General features: G+C 66.6%; 22 protein-coding genes and 1 pseudogene. 4 read left to right on the top strand and 19 right to left on the bottom strand.

Features of this window, described 5'->3' with window-relative positions:
* The first annotated feature begins 12 nt into the window (after window positions 1–12).
* Together argH and H5U26_RS04465 are read left to right on the top strand one after the other, a co-directional pair.
* A complete protein-coding gene (gene argH / locus H5U26_RS04460) occupies window positions 13–1,416 on the top strand; it encodes an argininosuccinate lyase (RefSeq protein WP_290617079.1) in 1,404 nt (467 codons plus the stop codon).
* Window positions 1,417–1,518: 102 nt separating this feature from the next.
* Window positions 1,519–3,273 (top strand): phosphoenolpyruvate carboxykinase (GTP), encoded by a 1,755-nt coding sequence (locus H5U26_RS04465; RefSeq protein ID WP_290617081.1) that lies wholly within the window; start codon window positions 1,519–1,521, stop codon window positions 3,271–3,273.
* Window positions 3,274–3,402: 129 nt separating this feature from the next.
* Here the strand turns inward: H5U26_RS04465 and pnp are convergent, their stop codons facing one another.
* The 10 genes and pseudogenes from pnp to H5U26_RS04515 all read right to left on the bottom strand — a co-directional run bounded on the left by pnp (window position 3,403) and on the right by H5U26_RS04515 (window position 14,706).
* Window positions 3,403–5,484, bottom strand: a complete 2,082-nt coding sequence (gene pnp, locus H5U26_RS04470) for a polyribonucleotide nucleotidyltransferase (protein ID WP_366055889.1) — start codon at window positions 5,482–5,484, stop codon at window positions 3,403–3,405.
* Between the two features lie 90 nt (window positions 5,485–5,574).
* A complete protein-coding gene (rpsO, locus tag H5U26_RS04475) occupies window positions 5,575–5,844 on the bottom strand; it encodes a 30S ribosomal protein S15 (RefSeq protein WP_290617085.1) in 270 nt (89 codons plus the stop codon).
* 80 nt (window positions 5,845–5,924) lie between these two features.
* A complete protein-coding gene (gene truB / locus H5U26_RS04480; protein ID WP_290617087.1) occupies window positions 5,925–6,851 on the bottom strand; it encodes a tRNA pseudouridine(55) synthase TruB in 927 nt (308 codons plus the stop codon).
* Window positions 6,848–7,192 (bottom strand): 30S ribosome-binding factor RbfA, encoded by a 345-nt coding sequence (gene rbfA, locus H5U26_RS04485; protein WP_290617089.1) that lies wholly within the window; start codon window positions 7,190–7,192, stop codon window positions 6,848–6,850. Before rbfA ends, truB begins: the two co-directional genes overlap by 4 nt.
* 3 nt (window positions 7,193–7,195) lie before the next feature.
* Entirely contained in the window at window positions 7,196–9,730 is a 2,535-nt protein-coding gene (gene infB / locus H5U26_RS04490) for a translation initiation factor IF-2 (RefSeq protein WP_290617091.1), read from the bottom strand.
* Window positions 9,731–9,744: 14 nt separating this feature from the next.
* Window positions 9,745–11,247: a transcription termination factor NusA gene (gene nusA / locus H5U26_RS04495; RefSeq protein WP_290617093.1), complete on the bottom strand. Its 1,503-nt coding sequence runs from the start codon at window positions 11,245–11,247 to the stop codon at window positions 9,745–9,747.
* Window positions 11,237–11,725, bottom strand: a complete 489-nt coding sequence (gene rimP, locus H5U26_RS04500) for a ribosome maturation factor RimP (RefSeq protein WP_290617095.1) — start codon at window positions 11,723–11,725, stop codon at window positions 11,237–11,239. Before rimP ends, nusA begins: the two co-directional genes overlap by 11 nt.
* Window positions 11,726–11,909: 184 nt before the next feature.
* Entirely contained in the window at window positions 11,910–13,295 is a 1,386-nt protein-coding gene (locus H5U26_RS04505; RefSeq protein WP_290617097.1) for an NAD(P)(+) transhydrogenase (Re/Si-specific) subunit beta, read from the bottom strand.
* 2 nt (window positions 13,296–13,297) lie between these two features.
* Window positions 13,298–13,561 (bottom strand): annotated as a pseudogene (locus tag H5U26_RS04510) (proton-translocating transhydrogenase family protein); the annotation flags it as partial.
* Between the two features lie 32 nt (window positions 13,562–13,593).
* A complete protein-coding gene (locus H5U26_RS04515) occupies window positions 13,594–14,706 on the bottom strand; it encodes a Re/Si-specific NAD(P)(+) transhydrogenase subunit alpha (protein WP_366055890.1) in 1,113 nt (370 codons plus the stop codon).
* 167 nt (window positions 14,707–14,873) lie between these two features.
* Between H5U26_RS04515 and H5U26_RS04520 the strand changes: the two genes are divergently transcribed.
* On the top strand, window positions 14,874–15,182 hold the full coding sequence (locus tag H5U26_RS04520) for a Dabb family protein (protein ID WP_290617101.1): 309 nt from the start codon (window positions 14,874–14,876) through the stop codon (window positions 15,180–15,182).
* Window positions 15,183–15,305: 123 nt separating this feature from the next.
* Here the strand turns inward: H5U26_RS04520 and epmA are convergent, their stop codons facing one another.
* Window positions 15,306–16,274: an EF-P lysine aminoacylase EpmA gene (epmA, locus tag H5U26_RS04525; protein ID WP_290617103.1), complete on the bottom strand. Its 969-nt coding sequence runs from the start codon at window positions 16,272–16,274 to the stop codon at window positions 15,306–15,308.
* Window positions 16,275–16,844 (bottom strand): elongation factor P, encoded by a 570-nt coding sequence (gene efp, locus H5U26_RS04530; protein WP_290617105.1) that lies wholly within the window; start codon window positions 16,842–16,844, stop codon window positions 16,275–16,277. It lies immediately after the preceding gene.
* A 38-nt stretch (window positions 16,845–16,882) separates the two neighbouring features.
* Here efp and epmB point away from each other — a divergent pair, with 38 nt between their 5' ends.
* A complete protein-coding gene (epmB, locus tag H5U26_RS04535) occupies window positions 16,883–17,890 on the top strand; it encodes an EF-P beta-lysylation protein EpmB (RefSeq protein WP_290617107.1) in 1,008 nt (335 codons plus the stop codon).
* Here the strand turns inward: epmB and H5U26_RS04540 are convergent.
* The 7 genes from H5U26_RS04540 to H5U26_RS04570 form a co-directional block, all read right to left on the bottom strand.
* Complete coding sequence (locus H5U26_RS04540) at window positions 17,880–18,284, bottom strand: NUDIX hydrolase (protein ID WP_290617109.1); 405 nt, start codon at window positions 18,282–18,284, stop codon at window positions 17,880–17,882. The genes epmB and H5U26_RS04540 overlap by 11 nt on opposite strands.
* A gap of 10 nt (window positions 18,285–18,294) precedes the next feature.
* Window positions 18,295–18,681 (bottom strand): TraR/DksA C4-type zinc finger protein, encoded by a 387-nt coding sequence (locus H5U26_RS04545; RefSeq protein WP_290617111.1) that lies wholly within the window; start codon window positions 18,679–18,681, stop codon window positions 18,295–18,297.
* 39 nt (window positions 18,682–18,720) lie between these two features.
* Window positions 18,721–19,248: a molybdenum cofactor biosynthesis protein B gene (moaB, locus tag H5U26_RS04550; protein WP_290617112.1), complete on the bottom strand. Its 528-nt coding sequence runs from the start codon at window positions 19,246–19,248 to the stop codon at window positions 18,721–18,723.
* Between the two features lie 18 nt (window positions 19,249–19,266).
* Entirely contained in the window at window positions 19,267–20,712 is a 1,446-nt protein-coding gene (locus tag H5U26_RS04555; RefSeq protein ID WP_290617114.1) for a DUF1329 domain-containing protein, read from the bottom strand.
* Between the two features lie 44 nt (window positions 20,713–20,756).
* Window positions 20,757–23,129 (bottom strand): MMPL family transporter, encoded by a 2,373-nt coding sequence (locus H5U26_RS04560; protein ID WP_290617116.1) that lies wholly within the window; start codon window positions 23,127–23,129, stop codon window positions 20,757–20,759.
* Window positions 23,130–23,177: 48 nt separating this feature from the next.
* Window positions 23,178–24,140 (bottom strand): YCF48-related protein, encoded by a 963-nt coding sequence (locus tag H5U26_RS04565; protein ID WP_290617118.1) that lies wholly within the window; start codon window positions 24,138–24,140, stop codon window positions 23,178–23,180.
* A gap of 111 nt (window positions 24,141–24,251) precedes the next feature.
* Entirely contained in the window at window positions 24,252–25,712 is a 1,461-nt protein-coding gene (locus tag H5U26_RS04570) for a DUF1329 domain-containing protein (RefSeq protein ID WP_290617120.1), read from the bottom strand.
* Window positions 25,713–25,742: the final 30 nt, after the last annotated feature.

The raw sequence follows: 25,742 nt of genomic DNA on the forward strand, positions 1-25,742 counted from the left end.
GCCCTCCCGCCCATGTCCGAAGCACCCCGCAAACCCTGGGGCGGCCGTTTCGCCGAGCCCACCGACGCCTTTGTCGAGCGTTTCACCGCCTCGGTTGGCTTCGACCAGCGCCTGGCCCGCCACGACATTATGGGTTCCATCGCCCACGCCCGGATGCTGGGCCGGGTGGCGGTGTTGGGCGAGGCCGAAGTCACCGCCATCGTCGCCGGCCTGCAGGGCATCGGTGCCGATATCCAGGCGGGCCGTTTTCAGTGGCAGGTAGCGCTCGAAGACGTGCACATGAACATCGAGACGGCGCTGGTGGAGCGCATCGGCGAGGTCGGCAAGAAGCTGCACACCGGCCGCTCGCGCAACGACCAGGTGGCCACCGACGTGCGCCTGTGGCTGCGCGACGAGCTCGACGCCATCGACGGCCAGCTGCACGAGGTGCTGACCGTCCTGGTGGATTTGGCCGAACGCGAGGCCGACACCCTGATGCCGGGCTTCACGCACCTTCAGACGGCGCAGCCGATCACGTTTGGCCACCACCTGCTGGCCTGGTTCGAGATGCTGGCGCGCGACCGCGAGCGCTTTGCCGACTGCCGGCGGCGGGTCAACGTCATGCCGCTGGGCGCCGCGGCGCTGGCCGGTACCAGCTTTCCGATCGACCGCCTGTACACGGCGCAACTGCTCGGCTTCGACCGGCCGGCCGAGAACTCGCTCGACGCCGTCAGCGACCGCGACTTCGCCATCGAATTCGTGTCCGCGGCGGCGCTGCTGATGACGCATTTCTCGCGCATGTCCGAGGAACTGGTGCTGTGGTCCTCGGCGCAGTTCGGCTTCATCAGCCTGGCCGATGCCTGGTGCACCGGCTCGTCGATCATGCCGCAGAAGAAAAACCCCGACGTGCCGGAGCTGCTGCGCGGCAAGACCGGCCGCGTCAACGGCCACCTGGTGGCGCTGCTGACGCTGATGAAGGCGCAGCCGCTGGCCTACAACAAGGACAACCAGGAAGACAAGGAACCGCTGTTCGACACCGTCGATACCGTGCGCGACAGCCTGACTGCGGTGGCCGGCATGCTGCCCGGGATGACCGTGAATGCCGAGCGCATGCGCAGCGCAGCACGCGCCGGCTTTGCCACCGCCACGGATCTCGCCGACTACCTGGTGCGCCGCGGGCTGCCGTTTCGGGATGCCCATGAGGTCGTCGGCCGCGCCGTGCGCGAGGGCGTCGTCACTGGACGCGATCTCGCCGAGTTCACGCTGGACGAACTGCGAGCGTTCTCGCCGCTGATCGAGGCCGACGTGTTCGCCGTATTGACGCTCGAAGGCTCGGTTGCCGCGCGCGATCACCTGGGCGGCACGGCACCGGCGCAGGTACGGGCCGCCGCGGCGCGGGCCCGCGCCCGGCTTGACAATTTCCAGGGCGCCCGCTGAAGCTCATGGGCTTTTGATGGCAACTCGGCCCCGCGTTGACGGGGCCCGGATCGCCGCGTCAGGGATGTTCGCGGTACACAGGTGTAACGGGGGAATTTGCTCATGACGTCGAATCAGGCACTTGCGGACTGGGTCCGCGAGGTGGCAGCGCTCACGCAACCGGACCGGATTCACTGGTGCGACGGGTCGCAGGCCGAATACGATGCGCTGATCGCCGGCATGCTGCAAAGCGGCACCCTGATCGAGCTGGATCAAGAAACCCGCCCGCGCTGCTACCTGCATCGCTCGGACCCGTCCGACGTGGCGCGCACCGAGCACCTGACCTTCGTGTGCACACCCGAGCGCGACGATGCCGGCCCGAACAACCAGTGGATGAGCCCGGCCGACGCGCACGCCAGGATGGACGCGCTGTTTGCCGGCGCCATGCGCGGGCGCACGCTGTACGTGGTGCCGTACTGCATGGGCCCGCTCGACTCGCCGCTGGCGCGCTGCGGTGTGGAGATCACCGACAGCCCGTACGTGGCCGCCAGCATGCGCATCATGACCCGCATGGGCGCGCCGGCGCTCAGGCGCATCGAACGCGAGGGCAGCTTCGTGCGCGGCCTGCATTCGCTCGGTGACCTGCACCCCGAGCGGCGTTTCATCATGCATTTCCCGCACGAGCTGTCCATCCAGAGCATCGGCTCCGGCTACGGCGGCAACGCTCTGCTGGGCAAGAAATGCCACGCACTGCGCATCGCCTCCTACCAAGCCCGCCAGGAAGGCTGGCTGGCCGAGCACATGTTGATCATGGGCATCGAAGACCCACAGGGCCGCCTGCACTATATCGCCGCAGCCTTTCCGTCGGCCTGCGGCAAGACCAACATGGCGATGCTGATCCCGCCCCAGGAATACCAGGGCTGGAAGGTGAAAACCATCGGCGACGACATCGCCTGGCTGCACGTCGGCGACGATGGCCGGCTGTGGGCCATCAACCCCGAGGCGGGTTTCTTCGGCGTGGCGCCCGGCACCAGCCGGCACACCAACGCCAATGCCGTCGACATGCTGCAGCACGACACCATCTTCACCAACGTGGCGCTTACCGAGGACGGCCGGCCGTGGTGGGAGGGGCTGTCGGACGAGACGCCGGCCTATGACTGGCAGGGGCGCCCGTACGATCCGGCCAACGGCCCGGCCGCGCATCCGAATTCACGCTTTACCGTGGCGGCGCGTCAGTGCGCGTCCTGGTCGGATGCCGCCGAGCGGCCGTCCGGCGTGCCGATTACCGCGATCATCTTTGGCGGCCGGCGCGCCTCGCTGGCGCCGCTGGTGCTGGAAGCCAAGAACTGGCAGCACGGCGTGCTGCTGGGCGCCTCGATGGCGTCGGAAACCACCGCCGCGGCCACCGGCCAGGTGGGCGTGGTGCGGCGCGACCCGATGGCCATGCAGCCGTTTTGCGGTTACCACTTCGGTGATTACTGGGCGCACTGGCTGGCCACCGGCGCGCGCCTGAGCCAGGCGCCCGGCATCTATCAGGTCAACTGGTTCCGCCGCGATGCCGAACGCCGCTTCCTGTGGCCCGGCTACGGCGAGAACCTGCGCGTGCTCAAGTGGATCATCGAGCGCTGCCAGGGCAGCATCGACGCCCAGGAAACGCCGGTCGGCAACCTGCCCCTGCACGGCGACATCGACCTGACTGGGCTGGATGTATCGCATGAGCACATGCGCCAGCTCACGCACATCGAGCCGCAGGACTGGCTCAGCGAGATGGACGAGGTGGCGAGCTTCCTGCACGGCTATGGCCCGCGGGTGCCGCAGGCCCTGCACGAGGAGCGTGAGCGGGTCAGCCAGGGCCTGCGCCAGCAAGCCGGGGGCTGACGGCGCCGGCAGCCGGTCATTCGGGTCTGCGGGGCGCTTCTCCCGTAACAAAAAAGCCGGCCGGGGGTGGTTTCCCCGAGCCGGCTTTTTAATTGTCTGACGGTCCGCCTACGGCCGGACCGTCCCCTGTCAGACGGCTTCTTCGTTCAGTGCCTTCATGCTCAGGCGGATGCGGCCCTGCTTGTCCACTTCCAGCACCTTGACGCGCACCACATCGCCCTCGGCCAGCTTGTCGCTGACCCGCTCGACCCGTTCCTCGGAAATCTGCGAGATGTGCAGCAGGCCATCGCGACCGGGCAGGATGGTGACGAAGGCGCCGAAGTCCATCAGGCGCGCCACGCGGCCCTCGTAGACCATGCCGACCTCGATGTCGGAGGTGATGCGCTCGATCATGGCGCGCGCTTCCTCGCCGGCGGCCCGGTCCACGGATGCGATGCGCACGGTGCCATCGTCGTCGATGTCGATGGTGGCGCCGGTCTGCTCGGTGATGCCGCGGATGGTCACGCCGCCCTTGCCGATGACGTCACGAATCTTGTCCGGGTGGATACGCATGGTCAGGATGCGCGGCGCGTAGTCCGACATCTGCTCACGCGGCGCGGACAAGGCCTTGGCCATCTCGCCCAGGATATGCACACGACCCTCGCGGGCCTGCTCAAGCGCGGCCTGCATGATCTGGCCGGTAATGCCCAGCACCTTGATGTCCATCTGCAGCGCGGTCACGCCGCTGGCCGTGCCGGCCACCTTGAAGTCCATGTCGCCCAGGTGATCCTCGTCGCCCAGGATGTCGGACAGCACCGCAAAGCGGCTGCCGTCGGTGATCAGGCCCATGGCGATACCCGCCACCGGCTCCTTGATCGGCACACCGGCATCCATCAGCGCCAGGCTGCCGCCGCACACCGTGGCCATGGAACTCGACCCGTTCGACTCGGTGATCTCCGACACGATGCGCAGCGTGTACGGGAAAGCCGTCTTGGCGGGCAACACTGCCGCCAGGGCGCGCTTGGCGAGCCGCCCGTGACCGATCTCGCGCCGCTTGGTGGCACCCATGCGACCGGTCTCGCCCACGCAGTACGGCGGGAAGTTGTAGTGCAACATGAAGCCGTCACGGAACTCGCCTTCCAGCGCGTCGATCAGCTGCGCGTCGCGCTCGGTGCCCAGCGTGGTGACCACGATCGCCTGCGTTTCGCCGCGGGTGAACAGCGCCGAGCCGTGCGTGCGCGGCAGCACGCCGGTGCGGATGCTGATCGGGCGCACCTGGCGGGTGGAGCGACCGTCGATGCGCGGCTGCGCATCCAGGATGCGCCCACGCACGATGCGCTTCTCGACCGACGAGAACAGGGCCTGCACTTCGTTGGCCCGCTCGCCGTTCTCACCGGCCAGATGGGCAACCCGCTCGCGGACCTGCGCCACCGCCTCCTGGCGCGCCTGCTTGTCGGGGATCGAATAGGCTTCGTTCAGCGGCTGTTCGGCCACGGCGCGAACGGCCGTTTCGAGCGCCTCGTCCTTCTGCGGCGGCGTCCACGGCCACGGCTGCACACCGGCCTCGGCGGCCAGAGCCAGAATGGCCTCGATGACCGGTTGCATGGCCTGGTGACCGAACATGACGCCGTCGAGCATCACCGACTCGGGCAACATCTTTGCTTCCGACTCCACCATCAGCACGCTGCTGGCGGTGCCGGCAACCACCAGGTTCAGGTCCGATTCGGCCGTTTCCTGGTAGCTCGGGTTCAGGATGAAGGCGCCATCCTTGTAACCGACGCGAGCCGCGCCCACCGGCCCCTGGAAGGGCAGGCCGGACAGCGTCAGCGCAGCCGAGGCGCCGATCATGCCCAGGATGTCCGGGTCGACCTCGTCATCGGCCGACAGCACAGTCGGCACGACCTGTACTTCGTTGTAGAAACCCTTTGGAAACAGCGGCCGCATGGCCCGATCGATCAGGCGCGAGGTCAGGATGGCCTTCTCGGAGGGCCGTGCCTCGCGCTTGAAAAAGCCGCCCGGAATGCGCCCGGCGGCATAGCTGCGCTCGACGAAATCGACCGTCAGGGGGAAGAAGTCCTGCCCCGGCTTGACGCCCTTGCTGGCGGTGACCGCCGTCAGCACCATGGTGTCGCCCATGCGGACCATGACCGAGAACGCCTGCTTGGCGATTTCGCCGGTTTCAAGCGTCAGCAGGTGCTTGCCGAACTGGACTTCCTTGCGGATCAATTTCACGTGGCGTACTTCCTTTGCTTTGAACATGCAGCCTCCGCCGCCCTGCGGGGGAGACCTTGACCCCCGGATGGGGCCGGTGGGCGAGCTGCTTTAACGACGCAGACCCAGGCGCTCGACCAGCGCGCGGTAGCGGCCGTTGTCGCTGCGCTTGAGGTAGTCGAGCAGCTTGCGCCGCTGGGCGACCAGGCGCAGCAGGCCCTGGCGCGAGTGATGATCCTGGCGATGCAGCTTGAAGTGCTCGTTCAGCTGTTCGAGCCGCGCCGATATCAGCGCCACCTGCACTTCCACCGAACCGGTGTCGTTGGTGGCATGGCCGTACGACTGCACGAGCTCGGATTTCTTCTCGACACTGAGCGACATGAAACGGTTACTCCGGACAAAAAACGCCACTGATCATCTTTGGCGAAACGGCGCATTCTACCTGCCGGCCAGCGCCGGGCTCAAGCCGCGTCGGCCGCGCTGCCTTCCTGGCTGACCAGACGCCGCGGCAGCAATCGGCCGTCGCGCGCCTCGGCCATGCCAATGAACTGGCGCTGCTGCGTAAACACGGCCACCCAGCCGTCGGCCAGCGGCTGGCGCAAGGTCTGCGCCTGACCGCGTTGCAGGCTGGCCGCCTCGGGTGGGGCCAGTTCCAGCTGCGGCAGGTGGGCCAGGGCGTCCGCAATCGGCATCAGACAGGCATCGAGTGCATGCGGTTCATCCGTGGCCAGTGCCCGCAGCCGTTCCAGGTCCATTGCCTGGCGCACATCCAGCGCACCGACCCGCAGGCGGCGCAGGGTCGTCATGTGGGCACCGCAGCCCAGGGCCTCGCCGATGTCCTCGATCAGGCTGCGCACGTAGGTGCCCTTGGAACAGTCCAGCTCGACCTCGAACTCGCTTGCGTCGAATTCCAGCAGCTCGAGCCGGCTCACATGGACCGGCCGGGGCGGGCGCTCGACCGTCTCGCCGCGGCGAGCCAGCGCGTACAGGCGCTCGCCGCCCTGCTTGAGCGCGGAATACATGGGCGGCACCTGCAACAGATCACCGGTGTGCGCCGCCAAGGCCGCGGCCAGGCGTGCGGCGTCCACCGCCACCGGGCGCTCGCGCAGCACCTCGCCTTCGCTGTCGCCGGTGGTGGTGGTGATGCCCAGGCGGGCCCGAGCGCGGTAGGTCTTGTCCGCCCCCAGCAGGAACTGCGACACCTTGGTTGCCTCGCCGAAACACAACGGCAGCAGACCGCTGGCCAGCGGATCGAGCGTGCCGGTATGGCCGGCCTTGGCAGCGTTCAGCAATCGCCGCGCGGTCTGCAGAGCGTGATTCGATGACATGCCGATTGGCTTGTCCAGCAGCAGGACGCCGCTGACCGGCCGGCCACGCCGACGCCTCAAGCGGTCCCACCCTCCGCTCCGATGCGCCGCAACAGGTCCTCGATGCGCGACGGTGGATCGAGCTCGAAACGCAGTTCCGGCATCCGCCGCAGGCGCAGGGCGGTCGCCAGACGACTGCGCAGAAAGCCGGCTGCATGGTGCAGGCCGGCCGCGGCGGCCGTGACATCGGCACCACCCAGCACGTCAAAGCGCACCTTGGCAACACCAAGATCGCGACTCACGGTCACTCCGTGCACGGTGATCAGACCAGTCACGCGCGGGTCCTTCACCTCGCGCAGCGCAGCGGGGAGTTCCTCTGCAATCGCCTGCGCCACGCGGCGGGTGCGGTCGACGCCCTGCATGGCTTACAGCGTGCGCTCCACCGACGTGCGCTCGAAGCACTCGATCTGGTCGCCCACCTGCACGTCGTTGTACTGCCTGACGGCGATACCGCACTCGGTGCCGGCCCGCACCTCGGCCACGTCGTCCTTGTGCCGGCGCAGGGATTCGAGCTCGCCCTCGTAGATCACCACGTTGCCGCGCAGCACGCGGATCGGGCAGCGGCGGCGTACCACGCCGTCGGACACGATGCAGCCGGCAACGGCGCCAAACTTGGCCGAGTGGAACACCTCGCGCACTTCCGCCAGACCCAGGATGGTCTCCCGGATTTCCGGTTCGAGCAGACCGCCCAGCGCCCGCTTCACCTCGTCGATCACCTCGTAGATGATGCTGTGGTAGCGGACTTCGACGCCGGTCTCCTTCAGCAGCTTGCGCGCCGTCGCGTCGGCACGAACGTTGAAGCCGATCAGCAGGGCGCCGGTGGACAGGGCCAGATTGACGTCCGTCTCGGTGATGCCGCCCACGCCGGAGGCCACCACGCGCACGGTGACCTCGTCCGTCGCCAGCCCCAGCAGGGAGCTGGCGATGGCCTCGGCCGAACCTTGTACGTCGGCCTTGATGATGACGTTCAGGCTCTTGATCTGGGCCGTGCGCAGCTGGCTGAAGATGTCGCCACCGGGTACCGCTTCGCGCCGCGACAGGCTCGCCTCGCGCGCCGCCTGCTGGCGGAACAGGGCGATTTCGCGCGCCTTGCGCTCGTCCTCGACCACGTTGAACACATCGCCCACGTTGGGTACGCCGGACAGGCCGAGCACTTCCACCGGCCGCGACGGGCCGGCTTCCAGCAGGGGCTGCGCGTGCTCGTCCAGCAGCACGCGGGCGCGACCAAACTCGCCGCCGGCCAGCACCATGTCGCCGCGCTTGAGCGTGCCGGCCTGCACCAGGACGGTGGCCACCGGGCCGCGACCGCGATCGAGCTTGGCCTCGACCACCACACCCATGGCAGGGCCTTCGGCCACGGCCTTGAGTTCCATCACCTCGGCCTGCAGCAGCACGGCTTCCAGCAAGGCGTCGATGCCGGCGCCCGTCTTTGCAGACACCGGCACGAACTGCACCTCGCCGCCGAAATCCTCGGCAATGACGTCGTGCTGGATCAGCTCCTGCTTGACCCGGTCCGGCTCGGCGTCCGGCTTGTCCATCTTGTTGACTGCCACCACCAGCGGCACACCTGCTGCCTTGGCGTGCTGCACCGCCTCAATGGTCTGCGGCATCACGCCGTCGTCGGCGGCCACCACCAGGATGACGATGTCCGTCAGCGCCGCGCCGCGGGCGCGCATGGCCGAGAAAGCCGCGTGGCCGGGCGTATCCAGGAAGGTGATCGCGCCGCGCGGCGTGGTGACGTGATAGGCACCGATGTGCTGGGTAATGGCGCCGGCCTCGCCGGCTGCCACCTGCGACTTGCGGATGTAGTCCAGCAGCGTGGTCTTGCCGTGATCGACATGACCCATGACCGTGACGATCGGGGCGCGGGGCACGCCCTCGCCGGTCGGCGCCAGCTCAGTGAGCAGGGATTCGGGGGTCTGCGGCGCCGCCGCTGCGGCGGTGTGGCCCATCTCCTCGACCACCAGCATGGCCGTGTCCTGATCCAGTGCCTGGTTGATGGTGGCCATCTGGCCCATGCGCATCAGGCACTTGATGACCTCGGCCGCCTTGACCGACATGCGGCTTGCGAGCTCCGCCACGGTGATGCTGGCCGGCACCTCCACTTCGCGGGTGATGGCACCCTGCGGGCGTTCGAACTGGTGTCGTCCGGCGCCGGCGCCGCGATGGGCGCCCGGCCGGGAGCGGCTGCGCAGCCGCCCGAGCGCGTCGTCACCAAACCCGCCGCGCTCGTCACGCCCGCCTTTTTTGCGCTGCTTGCCGGCACCGCGGCCGGGCTCATCGCGGCGTGCAGCCGGCTGCGCGCCCCGCGCGGGTGGCTTGCCCGGGGCTGAGGGCTGCGGACGCGCCGCCGGCTGCGGCTCGGCCACGCGACGCGGCGGCGCCTCGGCGGCCGCGGTGGCCTGCGCGGCGGCGGGCTGTTCAGGTTCTGCAACGGGCACCGACTCGACCACCGGCTCCGGGGCCTGCACGACCACCTCGGGCTCGGGCGCCGGCTGCTCGACCGGCGTTGCGGCTTCGCTCTCGGCCGCCGTTTCCTCGCCGACCCTTTCCTGATCTTCGCGCTTGACGTAGGTGCGCCGTTTGCGCGTCACCACGGTCACCTTGTTGGCGGCCACGGCGGGCGCGGCGCCCGGACCCGGCCGACGCGCCACCGCCGGCTGGCGCAGCTCGGATACGACCTGGCGGGTCAACGTGATCTTGCGCGGCGTAGGGCTGGTTTCGGTTGCCTCGGCGCCATGGGCGCGGCGCAAATGACTCAGCAGGGCCGCTTTTTCGTCGTCGGTGATCGAGTCACCCGCAGCGCGGACGCCGACGCCGGCCTCCTGCAACTGGCGCAGCAGGCGGTCGACCGGCACCCGGATGGATGCGGCGAACTGTTCTATGGACTGTGCTGCCACTGGATCTGAACCTCTCAGGCCTGAGCGCCGTCGGTGAACCACGCCGATCGCGCAGCCATGATGAGCTGCCCGGCGAGTGCCTCGTCGAAGCCCTCGATGTCGAGCAAATCCGGAACCGCCTGGTCGGCCAGGTCCTCTCGGTTGACGATGCCGTGTGCGGCAAGCTGATACGCCAGACGCCGGGACATGCCCGGGACTTCCAGCAGATCGGCGGCCGGCTCGACGTCGCCGAATTGTTCCTCGCGGGAGATTTCCTGAGTCAGCAGCACGTTCTGGGCGCGGCTGCGCAGCTCCTGCACCAGGTCTTCATCGAATTCCTCGATCGCCAGCAGCTCGGCGGCCGGTACGAAGGCCACTTCCTCGACGCTGGTGAAGCCTTCCTGGACCAGGATGTCGGCCACGCTCTGGTCCAGATCGAGCTTGTCGACGAACATCTGACGCAGGACGCCGATCTCGGCCTCCTGCTTCTCGGCCGCCTGCTCCTCGGTCATGAGGTTCAGCTCCCAGCCGGTCAGCTCGCTGGCCAGGCGCACGTTCTGCCCGCCGCGACCGATGGCGATCGACAACTGGTCCTCGGCGACGGCCACATCCATGGTGTGGCTCTCCTCGTCCATGGTGATCGACACCACCTTCGCCGGCGACAGGGCGTTCAGCACGAACTGCGCCGGGTTGGCGTCAAACAGCACGATGTCCACCCGCTCGCCGGCCAGCTCGTTCGAGACCGCCTGCACGCGCGTGCCGTGCATGCCGACGCAGGCGCCGATCGGGTCGATGCGCGGGTCGTAGCTGCGCACGGCGATCTTGGCGCGCACGCCCGGGTCCCGGGCACACGCGACCACTTCCACGATACCGTCGGCCACTTCCGGCACCTCGCGCCGGAACAGCTCCATCATGAGCTTGGGCGCGCGCCGGGTCAGGAACAGCTGTGGCCCGCGCTGCTCGATGCGCGCGTCGGCCAGCAGGGCGCAGACGCGGTCGCCGATGCGGATGTTCTCGCGGGCAATCATCTCGTCCCGCGTCAGCAGGGCATCGACGTTGCCGCCCAGGTCCACGATCAGGTTGCCGCGGTCCAGGCGCTTGACCTGCCCGACCAGCATGTGGCCGATGCGCGGCGCGTAGGTTTCGACGATCTTCTCGCGCTCGGCATCGCGCACTTTCTGCACGATAACCTGCTTGGCCATCTGCGAGGCAATACGCCCGAACGGCACCGCCGGCAGCGGCTCCTCGATCACGTCACCGACGGACACGCCGGGATGATCGCGCTTCGCGTCCGTCAGCCTGATCTGTTGCTCGGGATCGAACTCGTCGGCCGCGTCGTCGACCACTGTCCAGCGACGAAAGGTCTCGTAGCTGCCGCTGTGGCGGTCGATGGCGACCCGCACGTCCATGTGCTCGCCGCCCACCTTGCGCGTGGCGGCCGCCAGCGCAGCCTCGATGGCCTCGAAGATGACTTCCTTGGAGACGCCCTTCTCGTTCGAGACGACATCCACGACCTGCAGGATTTCCTTAGTGTCCATCGCCCTTGCTCCGCAGTTCCGCCGCCAGGTCCGGCACCAGTCGGGCAGCCCTGATTTCTGCCAGTGGCAGACTCAGCCGCTGGCCATCCACTTCAATTTCGATCACGCCATCGGCCTCGCTGCACAGGCGGCCGCGCAAACGCCGCGCGCCCTGCAGCGGCCGATGCAATTGCAGGCGCGCCTCGCTGCCCACAAAACGGCGAAAATGCTCCGCCGTCACCAGCGGCCGGTCCAGGCCCGGCGACGACACCTCCAGCGCATAGGCACCTGGCAGCGGGTCCTCGACATCCAGCAGGCCGCTCACGTACTGGCTCACCTTCTGGCAATCATCCAGCGTGACGCCGCCCCCGACATCCACCAACAGGTCGATGTACAGGCGCAGCACCGGCCGGCGGGTGGCGATCTGCTCCACCTGTATCAATTCGTAGCCCAGTTTTTCAAGCGCTGGCCCCAGCAAATCGCGCAGCCGCTCGGTCAATGACCCCGACAAATCCCGTACCTGAAATAAAAAATGGGCCAAAGGCCCATTCAATGCTCGCTGAATAGAGGGCGGCGATTATAGCCGCGGCGCCCGGGAAATGACACCCCGAGCGGGAACCGGCCCTGGCCCTCGAAGCCGGCGTGGGCCGTTCCGGTGCGCCAACATCCGCACGCCTGGCCGGTCAGGAATGGCCCAGCGCCTGCGTCAGACCTTCGACGACTTTCTTGGCGTCGCCGAACACCAGCGCGCAGTTGTCCTGGTAGAACAGCGCATTGTCCACGCCGGCGTAGCCCGGCTTCATGCTGCGCTTGACGAAGAAAATCTGCCGCGCCCGGTGCACGTCCAGGATCGGCATGCCGTAGATCGGGCTCGCCCGGTCGGTCTTGGCGGCTGGATTGGTGACATCGTTGGCACCCAGCACCAGCGCCACGTCGCAGGTGGCGAAATCCGGATTGATCTCCTCCATCTCGAACACCTTGTCGTAGGGGATGTCGGCCTCGGCCAGCAGCACGTTCATGTGCCCCGGCATGCGCCCGGCCACCGGATGAATGGCGAACTTGACCTCCACGCCCTTCTTTTCGAGCGCATCGACCAGTTCGGCCGTCGCGTGCTGGGCCTGCGCCACGGCCAGACCGTAACCGGGCACGATGATGACCTTGCCGGCGTTCTCCAGCATGAAGGCTGCATCCTCGACGGCCGCCGACTTGACCGACCGGCCCTCGACACCGCCACCGGCGGCAGCCGCCGCCTCGCCGGCGCCAAAGCCGCCGAAGATCACGCTCAGGATCGAGCGGTTCATGGCCCGGCACATGATGTAGGACAGGATGGCGCCGGAGGCGCCCACCAGCGCGCCGGTGATGATCAGCAGCTCGTTGTGCAGCGTGAAACCGGTCGCCGCAGCCGCCCAGCCCGAGTACGAGTTCAGCATCGATACCACCACCGGCATGTCGGCGCCGCCGATCGGCAGGATCAGCAGCACTCCCAGCAGCAGCGCCAGCGCCGTCATGGCGGCAAAGGCCGGCAGCCCGCCGCCGAGCACGAACTGGCCGGCAAACCCGACCATCAGCAGCGCCAGCGCCAGATTCACCCAGTGCTGACCGGCAAAGCGCAGCGGCGCCGAACCGATCAGACCCTGCAACTTGCCAAACGCAATCACCGAGCCGGTGAAGGTGATCGCCCCGATGAAGCTGCCGATGCCCAGCTCCGCCATCAGCAGCGCGTTCAGTGCGCCCGCGTCGCGGTGTGTGAAGTAGGTTCCGAGCGCCACCAGCACGGCGGCGAGCCCCACGAAGCTGTGCAGGATGGCCACCAGCTGCGGCATGTCGGTCATCTTGACCCGCCGCGCCAGCACCGCACCGATGCCGCCACCGATGGCAACACCGGCCACGATCCAGCCGTAATCGGCAACCTGCGGCGAGGCCAGCGTGACCAGGGCCGCCAGCGTCATGCCGGCCATTGCATAGAGGTTGCCGGCGCGCGCCGTGCGCGGCGAGGCCAGGCCCTTCAGGCCGAGGATGAACAACACCGCGGCGATGAGATACGCCACGGCCAGCGTGCTGGCAGCCATGCTCAGGTCTTCTTCTTGAACATGGCAAGCATGCGCTGGGTGACCAGGAAGCCGCCGAAGATGTTGATCGATGCCAGCACCACGGCCACGAAACCGATGCCGCGGGTCAGGCCGTCGGCCTCGTGAAAGCCGGTCACCAGCATGGCGCCCACGATGATGATTCCGGAGATGGCGTTGGTCAGCGACATCAGCGGCGTGTGCAGCGCTGGCGTGACGCCCCAGATCACCTGGTAGCCGATGAAGCAGGCCAGCACGAAGATGTATAGCGAAACGACGATGGCGGTCATGGGGTCCTTCGTCAGGGTTTTGCGAAACGCACCGTGCCGGCCTGCACGGCCAGCGCGGCGGCGATGATTTCGTCCTGCAGGTCCAGCTCGATGCGCGTGCCGGCCTCGTCCTTGCGCAGCACCAGTTCGAGCAGGTTCAGCAGGTTGCGGGCATAGAAGGCGCTGGCATCGGTGGCCAGGCGCGACGGGTAGTCGGTAATGCCGACCAGCGTCACGCCGTGTTTTTCCACCACCCGGTCGGCCTCGGTCAGTGGGCAGTTGCCGCCATTCGCAGCGGCCAGGTCCACGATCACCGAACCGGGCCGCATGCCCTGCACCACCGCCTCGGGCACCAGCACCGGGGCCGGGCGACCTGGAATGAGCGCGGTCGTGATGATGATGTCGGCCGCCTTCAGGCGCTCGCCGAGCAGTTCCTGCTGGCGCTGCTGCGCCTGCGCCGACAGCTCCCGTGCATAGCCACCGGCCCCGGCGCCGCTCTCGCCAAGGTCGATGTCGATGAACTTGGCGCCCAGCGACAGCACCTGCTCGCGCGTCTCGGGGCGCACGTCGAAGGCCTCCACCTGCGCGCCCAGGCGCCGCGCGGTGGCAATCGCCTGTAGGCCGGCGACGCCCACGCCCAGAATCACCACGCGGCTGGGCTTGGCGGTGCCGGCGGAGGTCATCATCAGCGGCAGGAAGCGCCGGTAATGCGCCGTCGCCTCGAGCACCGCCCGGTAACCGGCGATGTTGGCCTGTGAGGACAGCGCGTCCATGCCCTGCGCGCGCGAGATGCGCGGGATCAGCTCCACCGCCAGCACGCTCAGGCCCGCCTGCGCCAGCGCGTCCAGGCCACCGGCGTGAGGATCGGCAAAGCCGACCAGCAGCGCGCCCGGCCGCATGGCGGCGATCTGCTCGGCGACGGGCCGGCGCACCGTCAGCAGCACGTCGGCCGCCAGTGTCTCGGCCGCTGTGGTCACGCGGGCGCCGGCCTGCGCATAGGCGGCATCCGCATAGCGGGCGGCCTCACCGGCGCCCGCCTCCACGCACACCTGCGCACCCAGGGCCAGCAGTTTCTTGACCGTTTCCGGCGTCGCCGCCACACGGCACTCGCCTGCCGCGCGCTCGCGCGGCACCCCCACCAACACCGTCATGGAATGCTTCTTGTCGTGGCGTGAATCGCGCGGCGAGCCCCCGGTCGGCTCCAGGAGGTGGCAGGCGGCGCTGTGGCAAACTCGCCCGGCCGCGCGAGCGGCCGGCGTGAAAAGTGCCAGCATTCTACACGCTGGCCCAAAGCCCCAAACGGAGAGACGCAATGATTCGGCACATGGTGATGGTCAAGCTCAAGCCCGGCTCGGATACAGCGGCGCAGGCGCTGTTCGAGCGTTTCCGCAGCATGGTCGGCAGCTTCGACGGCTTGCTGAGCTTCAGCGGTGGCCCCTACTCCAGCCCGGAAGGCATCAACCGCGGCTTCAACTACGGCTTCTCGATGGATTTTCGCGACGCCGCCGCCCGCGACCGCTACCTGCCGTCGCCGGAGCACGTGGCGATCGCGCAGGACATCGGCCCGCTGCTCGACGGCAGCTTCGACGACTGCGTGGTGGCCTTCGACTACGCGTGTTGAATTCGAGTCCGGACACGTCCAGCCTGGACTTCCCGAACCACGGAATCCGACCACGCCGGTTCTGCCACCTCGCCAGGTGATCCGGCGGTACCTTTGCGCCACCGGTGGCCAGCGCGGGCTGTGCTAGTCGCAAAACGCCTGTACCGCCCCGATATTGGCCACGCCTGCGGCCAGCATCAGCAGGCGGTCGAAACCCAGCGCCACCCCGGCGCAGTCCGGCAGGCCGTGCGCCAGCGCCGCCAGCAGCTGCTCGTCAAGCGGCACGTGCGGCAGGCCGGCCGCCTGCCGCACGCGGTTGTCCTGTTCGAATCGACGACGCTGCTCGGCCGCATCGGTCAGCTCGGACCAGCCGTTGGCCAGCTCGATGCCGTCCACGTACAGCTCGAAGCGCTCGGCGAGCTGCGGCCGGCCCGGTCGCAGGCGCGCCAGCGCCGCCTGGCTGGCCGGATAGTCGTGGATGAAAACCACGCCCAGCGGCGCGATGGCCGGCTCGATCAGGCGCGTGAGCAAAATGTCGAGCGCCGCATCGCGCCCGGCGGCCTGCAGCACCGGTGACGGCTCGATGCCGGCCGCCGCCACGCGCTGCCACAGCGTTGCCTCATCACAGGTGAATGCATCAATCCCGGAATGGCGCTCGAACAGTGCGCCATAGGTGAAAGCCCGCGCCGCAGGCCGGCCGAGCAGGCCACAGACCAGCGCCTGCACCTCGTCCATCAGCGCGCGGTAGTCGAAACCGGTCCGGTACCACTCCAGCAGGGTGAACTCGACCCGGTGACGCGGGCCGTGCTCGCCGGCCCGAAACGCCTTGCAGACCTGATAGATGCTGCCGCTGCCGGCTGCCAGCAGGCGCTTCATGGCGAATTCCGGCGACGGCTGCAGGTAGCGCCGGCCGACGCCAGGCAGATCAAGGTCCAGGCAGTGCTGTTGCGGGTCGCTGCCGGGCGCCGGACCCAGCAGCGGCGTGTCCACTTCGAGCACGCCCCGGGCCGCAAAGAAGGCGCGGATTTGTTCCAGCAGCCGCGCGCGCAGGCGCAGCGTTTCGAGACTGATCTGCGGGCGCCAGTCCGGCGCTGCCGGGCGGGCGCGGATCACCTATTCCTTGACGCGCGAGACGTACTCGCCGGTGCGGGTGTCCACGCGCAGCAGGTCGTCGATTTCAACGAACAGGGGCACCTTTACCGTGGCGCCGCTCTCCAGCGTGGCCAGCTTGGTGGCACCGCTGCTGGTGTCGCCGCGCACGGCCGGCTCCGTGTAGGTAACCTTCATCACCACGTGGTTGGGCGGCGCCACGGCGATCGGCTCGCCGTTCCACAGCGTGATGGTGCACATGTCCTGCTCCTTGAGCCACTGCGCCTTGTCGCCGATGGCTGCGGCACCGGCATGGACCTGCTCGAAACTGCTCGGATTCATGAAGCACCAGGACTCGCCGTCGTTGTACAGATACTGCATTTCCGTATCGACCACGTCGGCCGCCTCGATGGTCTCGCCGGACTTGAAGGTGCGCTCCCACACCCGGCCGGTCTTGAGGTTGCGCAGGCGCACGCGGTTGAAGGCCTGGCCCTTGCCGGGCTTCACGAACTCGTTTTCGATGATGTCGCAGGGGTCGCCATCGAGCATCACCTTGAGCCCGGCGCGAAATTCGTTGGTGCTGTAAGACGCCATAATTTCCTCTTTATCGGAACGTCATCGAGAGTGAGTACATGTCGAGTCTTGCCGCGGTGACCCGCGTGATCGCGCCGTGGCAGCGATTGCTGGCCGAGGCCATCGTCGACCCGGCCGAGCTACTGCGCGTCCTGGGCTTGCCGGACAGCCTGCTGCCGGCCGCCCGGCGTGCCGCGGCGTTGTTTCCGCTGCGCGTGCCGGCGCCCTATCTGCAGCGCATCCGGCCGGGCGACGCCGCCGATCCGCTGCTGCGCCAGGTGCTGCCGCTGGACCTTGAATGCGAAACCCGGCCCGGCTACAGCACCGACCCACTCGGCGAGTCGGCTGCCCAGCCGGTGCCGGGACTTCTCAAAAAATACCACGGCCGGGCGCTTTTGATCGCCACCGGCGCCTGCGCCGTGCACTGCCGGTACTGTTTCCGGCGCCATTTTCCCTATGCCGACGCGCACGCCGGCGGCTCACGACTGGACCCGGCGCTGGCCGCCGTCGCGGCCGATCCGAACGTCGGCGAGGTGATCCTGAGCGGCGGCGATCCGCTGACGCTGAGCGATGCGCGGCTGGCCGAGCTGGCTGCGCGCATTGCCGCCATCCCGCACGTCCACACGCTGCGCATCCACAGCCGCCTGCCGGTGGTGCTGCCGCAGCGAGTGACTGGCGAGCTGCTCGCCGGGCTGCGCCGGCTGCCGCTGCGCAAGGTCCTGGTGCTGCACAGCAATCACCCGCGCGAACTGGATGCGAAGGTCGATGCCGCCCTGGCAGCGCTCACGGGCGCCGGCGTCACGCTGCTGAATCAGGCCGTCCTGCTGCGCGGCGTGAACGACGACGCCGACACGCTGGCGGCGCTCAGCGAGCGCCTGCACCGCGCGCAGGTGCTGCCGTACTACCTGCACCTGCTCGACCGCGTGCAGGGCGCCGCGCATTTCGAAGTGTCACAGACCACCGCAGAAGCGCTGATCGACGCCCTGCGCGCGCGTCTGCCGGGCTATCTGGTGCCGCGCCTGGTGCGGGAAATTCCGGGCGAACCTGGCAAGACCGTCATCGCCTGACCAGGCTGCGCGCCTGCGCCAGCACCGGCAGCAGGCCGGCGGTCAGGGGCAGGTCCAGCAATTCATCGTCGCTCAGCCAGCGCGCATCCGCCGCATCGTCGCCGGCCAGCAACGGGGCATCGTCCCGCAGCGGCGCGCCGACAAAGTCCAGGATCACGTAATGGTGGTCCGCGTCCATGCGCTCGATCCAGGTCACCAGCGGCCCGATCGACACGTCGATACCGGTTTCCTCGCGCACCTCGCGCCGGCAGGCATCGGCCACCGCCTCGCCCCACTCCACCTTGCCGCCGGGCACTGACCACAGGCCCTGTGCGGGCGGGCGACCGCGCTGGATCAGCAGCACCCGCCCGGCGGCATCGAACACGAATACGCCGACCGCCAGCTGCGGCCGCACGGGCGGCGCCTCACAGGGTTGGCGCGTGTTGTCCGCTTTCAAGCGCCGTCTGGCAATCGATACAGCGCTCGGCGGCCGGATCGACCTCCAGACGGGCGCTGCCAATTTGCGCGCCGCATACGCGACACAGCCCATATCGGCCCTGGTCGATAGCCGCCAGGGCAGTCTCGATCAAGCGGACACGATGCACATGCCGGTCGAGGGCGACGATCTCAAGGTCCTCGAGCAGATCCGCCACCGCCTCGTCGCCGCGGTCATGGACCTGGCCGGCCAGATCCAGGTAACGGCCCTGCTCACTGCGCGCCAGCTCGCTCGCCACTTCGCTGCGCAGCTGCGCGTGTTCGTCTCGCAGGCGCTGGCGCAGGTGTTCGACTTCCTTGGCAGACAAACCATTCATCATGACGCGGATTCCTTGGCGGGTATTCGGGCGAGCGGCTCAGCGCTCGAGCAGCCGCGGCATCAACTCCACCAGGTTGCAGGGCCGGGTGCGGTAATCGAGCTGCGGGGCAATCAGCTTATCCCAGGCCGTGCGGCAGGCGCCGGATGATCCGGGCAAACAAAAGATGTAGGTGCCGTTGGCCACACCCGCGACCGCCCGCGACTGGATGGTCGAGGCGCCAATTTCCTCGAACGAAAGGGCCCGAAATACTTCGCCGAAGCCATCGATGGTCTTGTCCAGCAGCGGCGCCATCGCCTCTGGCGTGCCATCCCGGCCGGTAAGGCCGGTGCCGCCGGTGCTCAGTACCACGTGCACCGCCGGATCGGCAATCCAGGCCGACACCCGCGCGCGGATCCGGTAAATGTCGTCCGGCAGAATGGCGCGTCCGGCCAAGCGGTGGCCGCCCGCCGAGAGCCGCTCGATCAGCACGCGGCCAGAGCTGTCCTGCTCCAGGCCGCGGCTGTCGCTGACGGTAAGCACCGCAATGCCCACCGGCAGGAATGCCCTGGCCGCGGAATCATCCATCGATCATCCTGTTCGCCGTTACCGTGTGCCGGCCTTGCGCATGCCCTGCGGGGTGAAGATTTCCGGGTCGATGGTCGAGTCCTTGAGCAGGCCGACCTTCGGCTGCCCGGCGCCAAGATTGCCATACCAGCCGAAGAACGTCGTGTAGCGGCCGTTGACCAGATCGACCAGCTGATCGCCCCAGATCAGGTGCGAGCGGCTGTCGTACAGGTTCAGCACGTAGGCCTCGCCCATGCGCCACAGGCGGTCGCGCGCATCGTAGGCCTCGTGGCCCATACCGTGCCAGGTGTCCTCGTCGATATAGGCCACGATGCGCTTGTACAAGTGGCGCTGCCCGGGCTTGAGTGTGGCCTCCACCTCCCACACCCGGTGCAGCTCGTAGCGGATCAGGTCCTGGTTGACGTGCTTCTTGCCGAACAGATCATCCGGCCGCTTGCCTGGATCGGCCAGCGCGTAGGAGTTGTAGGGCACGAACAACTCCTTCTTGCCGTTGAGCTTCAGATCGTGGCGCGACTGCTTGCCAGCAAACCACCACTGCCAACGCGAGGAAACCGTACGCTGGCCGTCCGAGCCGAACGATGGGCTGTCCTGAAAGCCGATTTCCGGCGCCTTGCGTATCCGTCGCTGCCCGGGGACGTACAGATAGGACTGGAAGTCGAATTCCTGCGCGAAGTTGCAGCCGCCACCGATCAGCCCCGACTGGCGCGGCGGCTGCTTGACCTGAAAGGCGTCGCACAGCAGCGGACCGCCACGGCTGTGAAACCACTCGCTGGCCGGGCGCTCGGCCTTGGGCACCCACCACATCCACGACTGCCACTGTTCCATGATCACGTCGACACGATTGCCGAGCGAATCGACCAGCGGCGCGTCCATGAGGCCCTCGATGGCCTGGCCCTGGTAGGCGAGGTAGTGGTTCCAGCCCACCTCGAAGGCGTTCTTCGGGATCGGGAACGGGTAACCGCCGCCGTCGACATGGTTCTGCAGGCACACATACCCTTCGGTGTCCCAGCCGGGGCACAGTTCCGCATGCAGGGCCTGCCGGGCGGTCGCCTCGTACACCCAGTCCGAGAACGATGCGCTGCGCCGGGTCGGGTACACGTGCATCCGGAAACTGTCCGGATACTGTTTGAACATGGCAACCTGACCAGGGGTCAGTTTGTCCTGGTACTGGGCGTAGTTCTGGGCCGTGATGGTAAACAGCGGCTTGTCGTCCGGGAACGGATCGACCCAGGGGCCGCCCGGCTTGAAGTTGCCCGGCGGCTGCAGGATGCCGCCGGTCCACTCCGGAATGCTGCCATCGGCGTTCCCGGCGCGCTCGGCGCCGACTGGAGTCAACGGTGTACCGGTCAGGCCGAGCGCAGCGGCCTCCTCGGCCGTGATCTTGGCCCACGCCGTGCCGGCGGTGGACAGCGAAAGCGCCCCTGTCAGCGCCGCCGCAATCATTCGCAGTCGTCGATTTTTCATGTCCTTTCCCCTCTCGTGCGGTGCGAATCGTGCAGGTGCCGCCCTCAATGCGCCATGACTCTCCCGACCTGCCGCCGGTCGCCGACCAGCCACACGGCAATGGCCGGCATCAGGAAGATGGCGCCCAGCATGTTCACAAAGAACATATAGGCCAACAGTACGCCCATGTCCGCCTGGAACTTGAGCGACGAGAAATACCAGGTCGCTACGCCAAGACTCATTGTCGTGGCCGTGAACATGACCGCGCTGCCGACCTCGCTGAGCGATCGCGCGTAGGCCTCCGCGAACTTCAGTCCGGCCGCCAGGTGCATCTGTGTGCGGGCAAACAGATAGATGCCGTAATCGACTCCCACACCGACACCAAGGGCCAGGACCGGCAGGGTCGAAACCTTCAGGCCGATGTTCAGCCACACCATCACCGCATCCGCGAACACGGTCACCAATGCCAGCGGGATCATCACTGCCAGCGCTGGCCGCCAGGAGAAAAAGGTCAGCAGACAACACATTCCAACCGCAACATAGAGAATGACCGCCATGCCCAGTTGCGACTCCTCCACCGCCTCGTTGGTGGCCGCCATGATGCCGGCATTGCCCATCGCGAGCTTGAAGGTAACGTCGGGATTGGTGTTGCTGGCCTGAAAATCCTTCACTGCCTGAATGATCGGCCGCAGCGTCTGGGCCTTGTGATCGACCGGATAGATCGTAACCGGCATGATCGAACAGTCGTTGTTGAACAAGCGCTCCGACATCTCGACGCGATAGATGTTGGCGGAAATCATCTCCTCATTGCGCGGCAGGCCGAGGAATTTCGGGTTGGCCTCGAAATTCCCGACGTTGCGCTCGCGCACCACCTGCGACAGGGACTTCACGGAGCGCACACCCGGCACATTGCGCACATGCCAAACGAAATCGTCGATCGTCTCCATGACCGGGTAATCGACACACCCGTTGGGCTTCGAGACCTGAGCAATTACCACCAGCTCGTCCAGACCGACGGTGAACTTCGACACGATGGCCCGGATGTCTTCGTTGTAACGCGAATCCGCCCGGAACTCCGGAGCGCCGGCCTCGGCATCGCCGATGATCAGTGCGCGCCGCTCGATGACACCCAGCACCAACAAGCCGGCGCTGATGACCAGGATCGCCAGCGAGACCGGCTTGCGTGCCCCGGCCGCGAGCCACTCCAGGGCGGTACCATCCGTGTTCTTCTGCGGCGCATTGGAGCGCGCCAACTCTGCCGGGCTCATCTTCAGATAGGACAGCATCACCGGCAGCATGAACTTGTTGGTGATCAACATCACCGCCACGCCGATGCTGGCCGTGATGCCAAGCTCACGGATGATGGCGATATCGATCACCGTTATGACCGCAAAGCCGGCCGCATTGGCGACCAGCGCCGTAGCGCCCGGGATGAACAGCCGGTTGAACGCCTGCCGGGCCGCCGCCTTGGAATCGAGGCCCGCGGCGACGCCCAGCCGCCAGGCATTGGTCATCTGTACCGCGTGGCTCACACCGATCGACAGCACCAGGAACGGCACCATGATCGACAGAGGATCCACGCCATAGCCGACCAGCTTGATGGATCCCAGTTGCCAGATGACGGCAGCAATCGATACCAGAATCGCCGCCGTAGCGAGCTTCCAAGAGCGTGCGAAAAAAATCAGTAGAATGTAGGTGATCGCCAGCGTGATGGCGAAGAAGCCGATCACGTCCTGCGCACCGTCGATCATGTCGCCGATGAACGTCGCAAAGCCGATGATGCGGATATTGACTCCACCCTCGGCTTCGTACTTGCTGCGAAGTTGCTCCAGCTTTTGCGCCATGGCCCGGTAGTCGACCTTGCTGCCGGTAACCGGGTCGACCTCCACCAGCTCGGCGATCACCAGTGCACCGGACAAATCCTTGGCCACGGTCCGGCCGATCTCGTTGGAACGGGACAGATTCTCACGAACCGTCGCGAGCCCATCCTCGGTGGCGACAAAATCGGCCGGAACGATCCGCGAGCCGGTGAATCCCTCCTCGCTGACCGCGACGTAGTTCACGTTCGGCGTGAACAGCGACGTCACAGTGCGAACGTCAATGCCGTCCATGGTCAGGACGTCCTGCGTGACCTGCTCCAGAACCGTGAAAAACTTCGGGTTGAACATGTCGCCGCCTTCGTCTTCCACGAAGATCGTGATCATGTTCGAGCCACCAAACTCGGGCTTGTACTTGGTGTAGGTCTCCATGTACGGGTGGGACAACGGAATCGACTTATCGAACCCGGGATCGAGCCGTTGATGCAATGCGTGATAGGCAAAGAAAACGGTGATGGCTACCGTGACGACCAGCACCCAAGCGCGGTAACCGAGCAAAAAATCCGCAATGGCGGAAGCGACTCGTTCCAGACGCGCGTTATAGCCAGCGACTTGCGCCATGGCATTGATCCCCTGAGACAGATACCAACGAATTGAAACAACCCCGCCTCAGCGGGGCAGCAGTTCAGCGAGCGGCAGTTTCGTGACGCCCCCGCCCAGGCCAGCGAGATAGGCATCATCACCCACGACCAGCACGGCGTTGATACCGACACCGCCCGGACGCGTGGCGACCCGTGCATCGGCGGAGCGCGGATCCACGACCAGCAGCACCCCGCCCGCCCCGACGATCAGCACGCGCCCGTCGGCCAGCACTGCCGCATCCAGCAGGAATTGCTCGGTATTCGTGCGCACCTGCTGCCATGACGTGGCGCCATCGGCGGACTCGAACACGTGGCCTTTCATACCGTAGATCAGGAACTTGCCCCCGGCCAAGGTCAGCGCACCGAAGTAGGAGCCCGCATAGGGCGATACGATGGGGGAGAAGTCGGACCAGCCATCGGGTGAGCGATACAGCACGCCCTTCTCGGCAACAGCCAGAGTCACCCCATCCGGCAACCAGGCAATGTCGAAAATATGGTTCTGGTACCAGTCTTCCACCGCCAAGGTACGTCGATCCCAGACGGCTCCGCCGTCCTTGGTAATCCACAGTTGGCCATTGGCGCCGACCACATACCCCGTATTTGCGTCCCGAAAACGCACGTTGAGCATCACATTGCGCGATTCCGGATCGAAAGAAACCACCGTCCAGCTTGCACCGGCATCGGTGGTCTTCAAAATGACCGCGTCATGCCCAACGGCATAACCGGTTTTGTCATCGACGAACGCAAGTGCGGTCAGGGTGCTGCGCGTCGGCACCTCGGCCTGTGTCCAGGCGGCACCAGCGTCATCCGAATAAATGATCACACCGCGCTCGCCGGCCGCAACCACCCGATCAGCGGCCCTCGCGATGTCCAGAAAAACCACCTTCGTGGCCAGTGGCGCCTTGAGCGCCGGTCGCGGCTCAGCCGCGAAGACATCGCGTCCGCCGCACAGCAATAACGCCAGCAACACGCCACCGAAAAGACGTAACATCACTCCCCCTTTTTTGCCACCATCATCTGACCGCAGAAGACACCCGACGGCCGCGCAGCGCCGCCGGGAAACTGGACATACAGTCGAGCCGCACGCAACCGGCCCGAGCCCTCAACGTGTCCCGAACTTGCGAAGACCCTGCGGCGTAAAGACAGACACATCGACGGACATCTCGTCCGTGGTCTCGAACTTCGGCATGCCAAAGCCGCCCGCCTTGCCCGCCGCAACGTGCCAGTAAGGGTAGGTGGTATAGCGCCCATTTATGAGATCGATCTGCGAGTCACCCATGATGCGCTGAATACGCTTGTCGTAAATATTCAGGTTGTACTGTTCGCCCACTCGCCACAGTCGATCTCTGGCATCGTAGGCCTCGAATGCAACCCCCATCCAGGTGTCCTCGTCGAAATAGGCTACGTGCCGTTTGTACAGATGTCGAAAACCGGGTTTCAGTTCACCGTCGATCACCCACACCCGGTGCAATTCATAGCGCAGCAGGTCCTGGTTGATGTGCTTCTTTCCATAGATATCGTCATAGGTGAGATCCGCACCGGCAATTTTGTAAGCATTGTACGGAACGAAAACCTCCTTGCCTTTTTCCATCTTGTAGCTGTGGCGCGGCTCCTTGCCGCCAAACCACCACATCCAGCGGGATGACACGGTTCGCTGGCCATCAGAGCCAAACGACGGGCTGTCGTGAAAGCCGATTTCCGGCGCCTTGCGCACCCGCCGTTGGCCCGGGATATACAGATAGACCTGAAAATCGGTATTCTGGGCATACATGCAGCCGCCGAACACCAGCCCGGACGAACGCGGTGGCTGCTCGATCTGCCAGGAGTCGCAAAGGAATGCGCCGCCCCATTGCGTGAACCACTCGTTGGTTTGTTTCTTGTCCGCCGGCACCTGATAGGGCCAGTACTCGCGCGAGCGGATGATCACGTCCGTGCGATTGCCCAGCGAATCGATCAGTGCGCCGTTACCCATGGCGTCCATTGTGGTGCCGCTGTAGTGACCCAGCAGCGTGTTCCAGCCGGCCTCCTCGGGGATCTTGGGGATCGGGAACGGCACCCCGCCGTTGGGCTGCACGTCGACCAGGCACATCTCGTTCTTTTGCGCGTACTGCGGGCAAATGTCGATACTCTTGGCCTGAACCTTCGTGGCCTCGACAAACCAGTCCGGATAGGAGGCGCTGCGACGGGTCGGATACACGTGCATCCGGAAGGTATCCGGGTACTGCTTGAGCATCGCAATCTGACCCGGCAGCAGATTCTTCTCGTACTGCTGGTAGTTCTGCGCCGTGATGGTAAACAACGGTTTGTCGTCCGGGTATGGGTCGACCCAGGTGCCACCCGGCTGGAAATTGGCCGGGGGTGACTGAATGCCTCCCGTCCACTCAGGTATGGTGCCCGCTGCGTTGCCGGCGCGCGTCGCGCCAACTGGAGTGAGCGGTGTTCCTGTGACACCAAGCTGCGCAAGCTCCTCGTCGCTCAGCTTGGCGTTCGCAGCACCAACAATCGACAATCCCGCCAATGCCGCCACTGCCGCGCAGCGGCGGGTACTGTTGACAAAAAACATCTTCGCATCCTCCGGAATCAGCCAAGCGCT

It is taken from the genome of Immundisolibacter sp. (genome assembly GCF_014359565.1).
Lineage (GTDB): Bacteria > Pseudomonadota > Gammaproteobacteria > Immundisolibacterales > Immundisolibacteraceae > Immundisolibacter.

Bases quoted from the DNA above. Each gene is read 5' to 3' on its own strand.
- moaB (WP_290617112.1), bottom strand. From the start codon at position 19,248: ATGGATGATTCCGCGGCCAGGGCATTCCTGCCGGTGGGCATTGCGGTG.
- H5U26_RS04565 (WP_290617118.1), bottom strand. From the start codon at position 24,140: ATGTTACGTCTTTTCGGTGGCGTGTTGCTGGCGTTATTGCTGTGCGGC.
- H5U26_RS04570 (WP_290617120.1), bottom strand. From the start codon at position 25,712: ATGTTTTTTGTCAACAGTACCCGCCGCTGCGCGGCAGTGGCGGCATTG.
- rbfA (WP_290617089.1), bottom strand. From the start codon at position 7,192: ATGCAGGGCGTCGACCGCACCCGCCGCGTGGCGCAGGCGATTGCAGAG.
- H5U26_RS04465 (WP_290617081.1), top strand. From the start codon at position 1,519: ATGACGTCGAATCAGGCACTTGCGGACTGGGTCCGCGAGGTGGCAGCG.
- epmB (WP_290617107.1), top strand. From the start codon at position 16,883: ATGTCGAGTCTTGCCGCGGTGACCCGCGTGATCGCGCCGTGGCAGCGA.
- rpsO (WP_290617085.1), bottom strand. From the start codon at position 5,844: ATGTCGCTCAGTGTCGAGAAGAAATCCGAGCTCGTGCAGTCGTACGGC.
- nusA (WP_290617093.1), bottom strand. From the start codon at position 11,247: ATGGACACTAAGGAAATCCTGCAGGTCGTGGATGTCGTCTCGAACGAG.
- H5U26_RS04505 (WP_290617097.1), bottom strand. From the start codon at position 13,295: ATGGCTGCCAGCACGCTGGCCGTGGCGTATCTCATCGCCGCGGTGTTG.
- efp (WP_290617105.1), bottom strand. From the start codon at position 16,844: ATGGCGTCTTACAGCACCAACGAATTTCGCGCCGGGCTCAAGGTGATG.
- H5U26_RS04560 (WP_290617116.1), bottom strand. From the start codon at position 23,129: ATGGCGCAAGTCGCTGGCTATAACGCGCGTCTGGAACGAGTCGCTTCC.
- H5U26_RS04520 (WP_290617101.1), top strand. From the start codon at position 14,874: ATGATTCGGCACATGGTGATGGTCAAGCTCAAGCCCGGCTCGGATACA.
- H5U26_RS04555 (WP_290617114.1), bottom strand. From the start codon at position 20,712: ATGAAAAATCGACGACTGCGAATGATTGCGGCGGCGCTGACAGGGGCG.
- H5U26_RS04545 (WP_290617111.1), bottom strand. From the start codon at position 18,681: ATGAATGGTTTGTCTGCCAAGGAAGTCGAACACCTGCGCCAGCGCCTG.
- argH (WP_290617079.1), top strand. From the start codon at position 13: ATGTCCGAAGCACCCCGCAAACCCTGGGGCGGCCGTTTCGCCGAGCCC.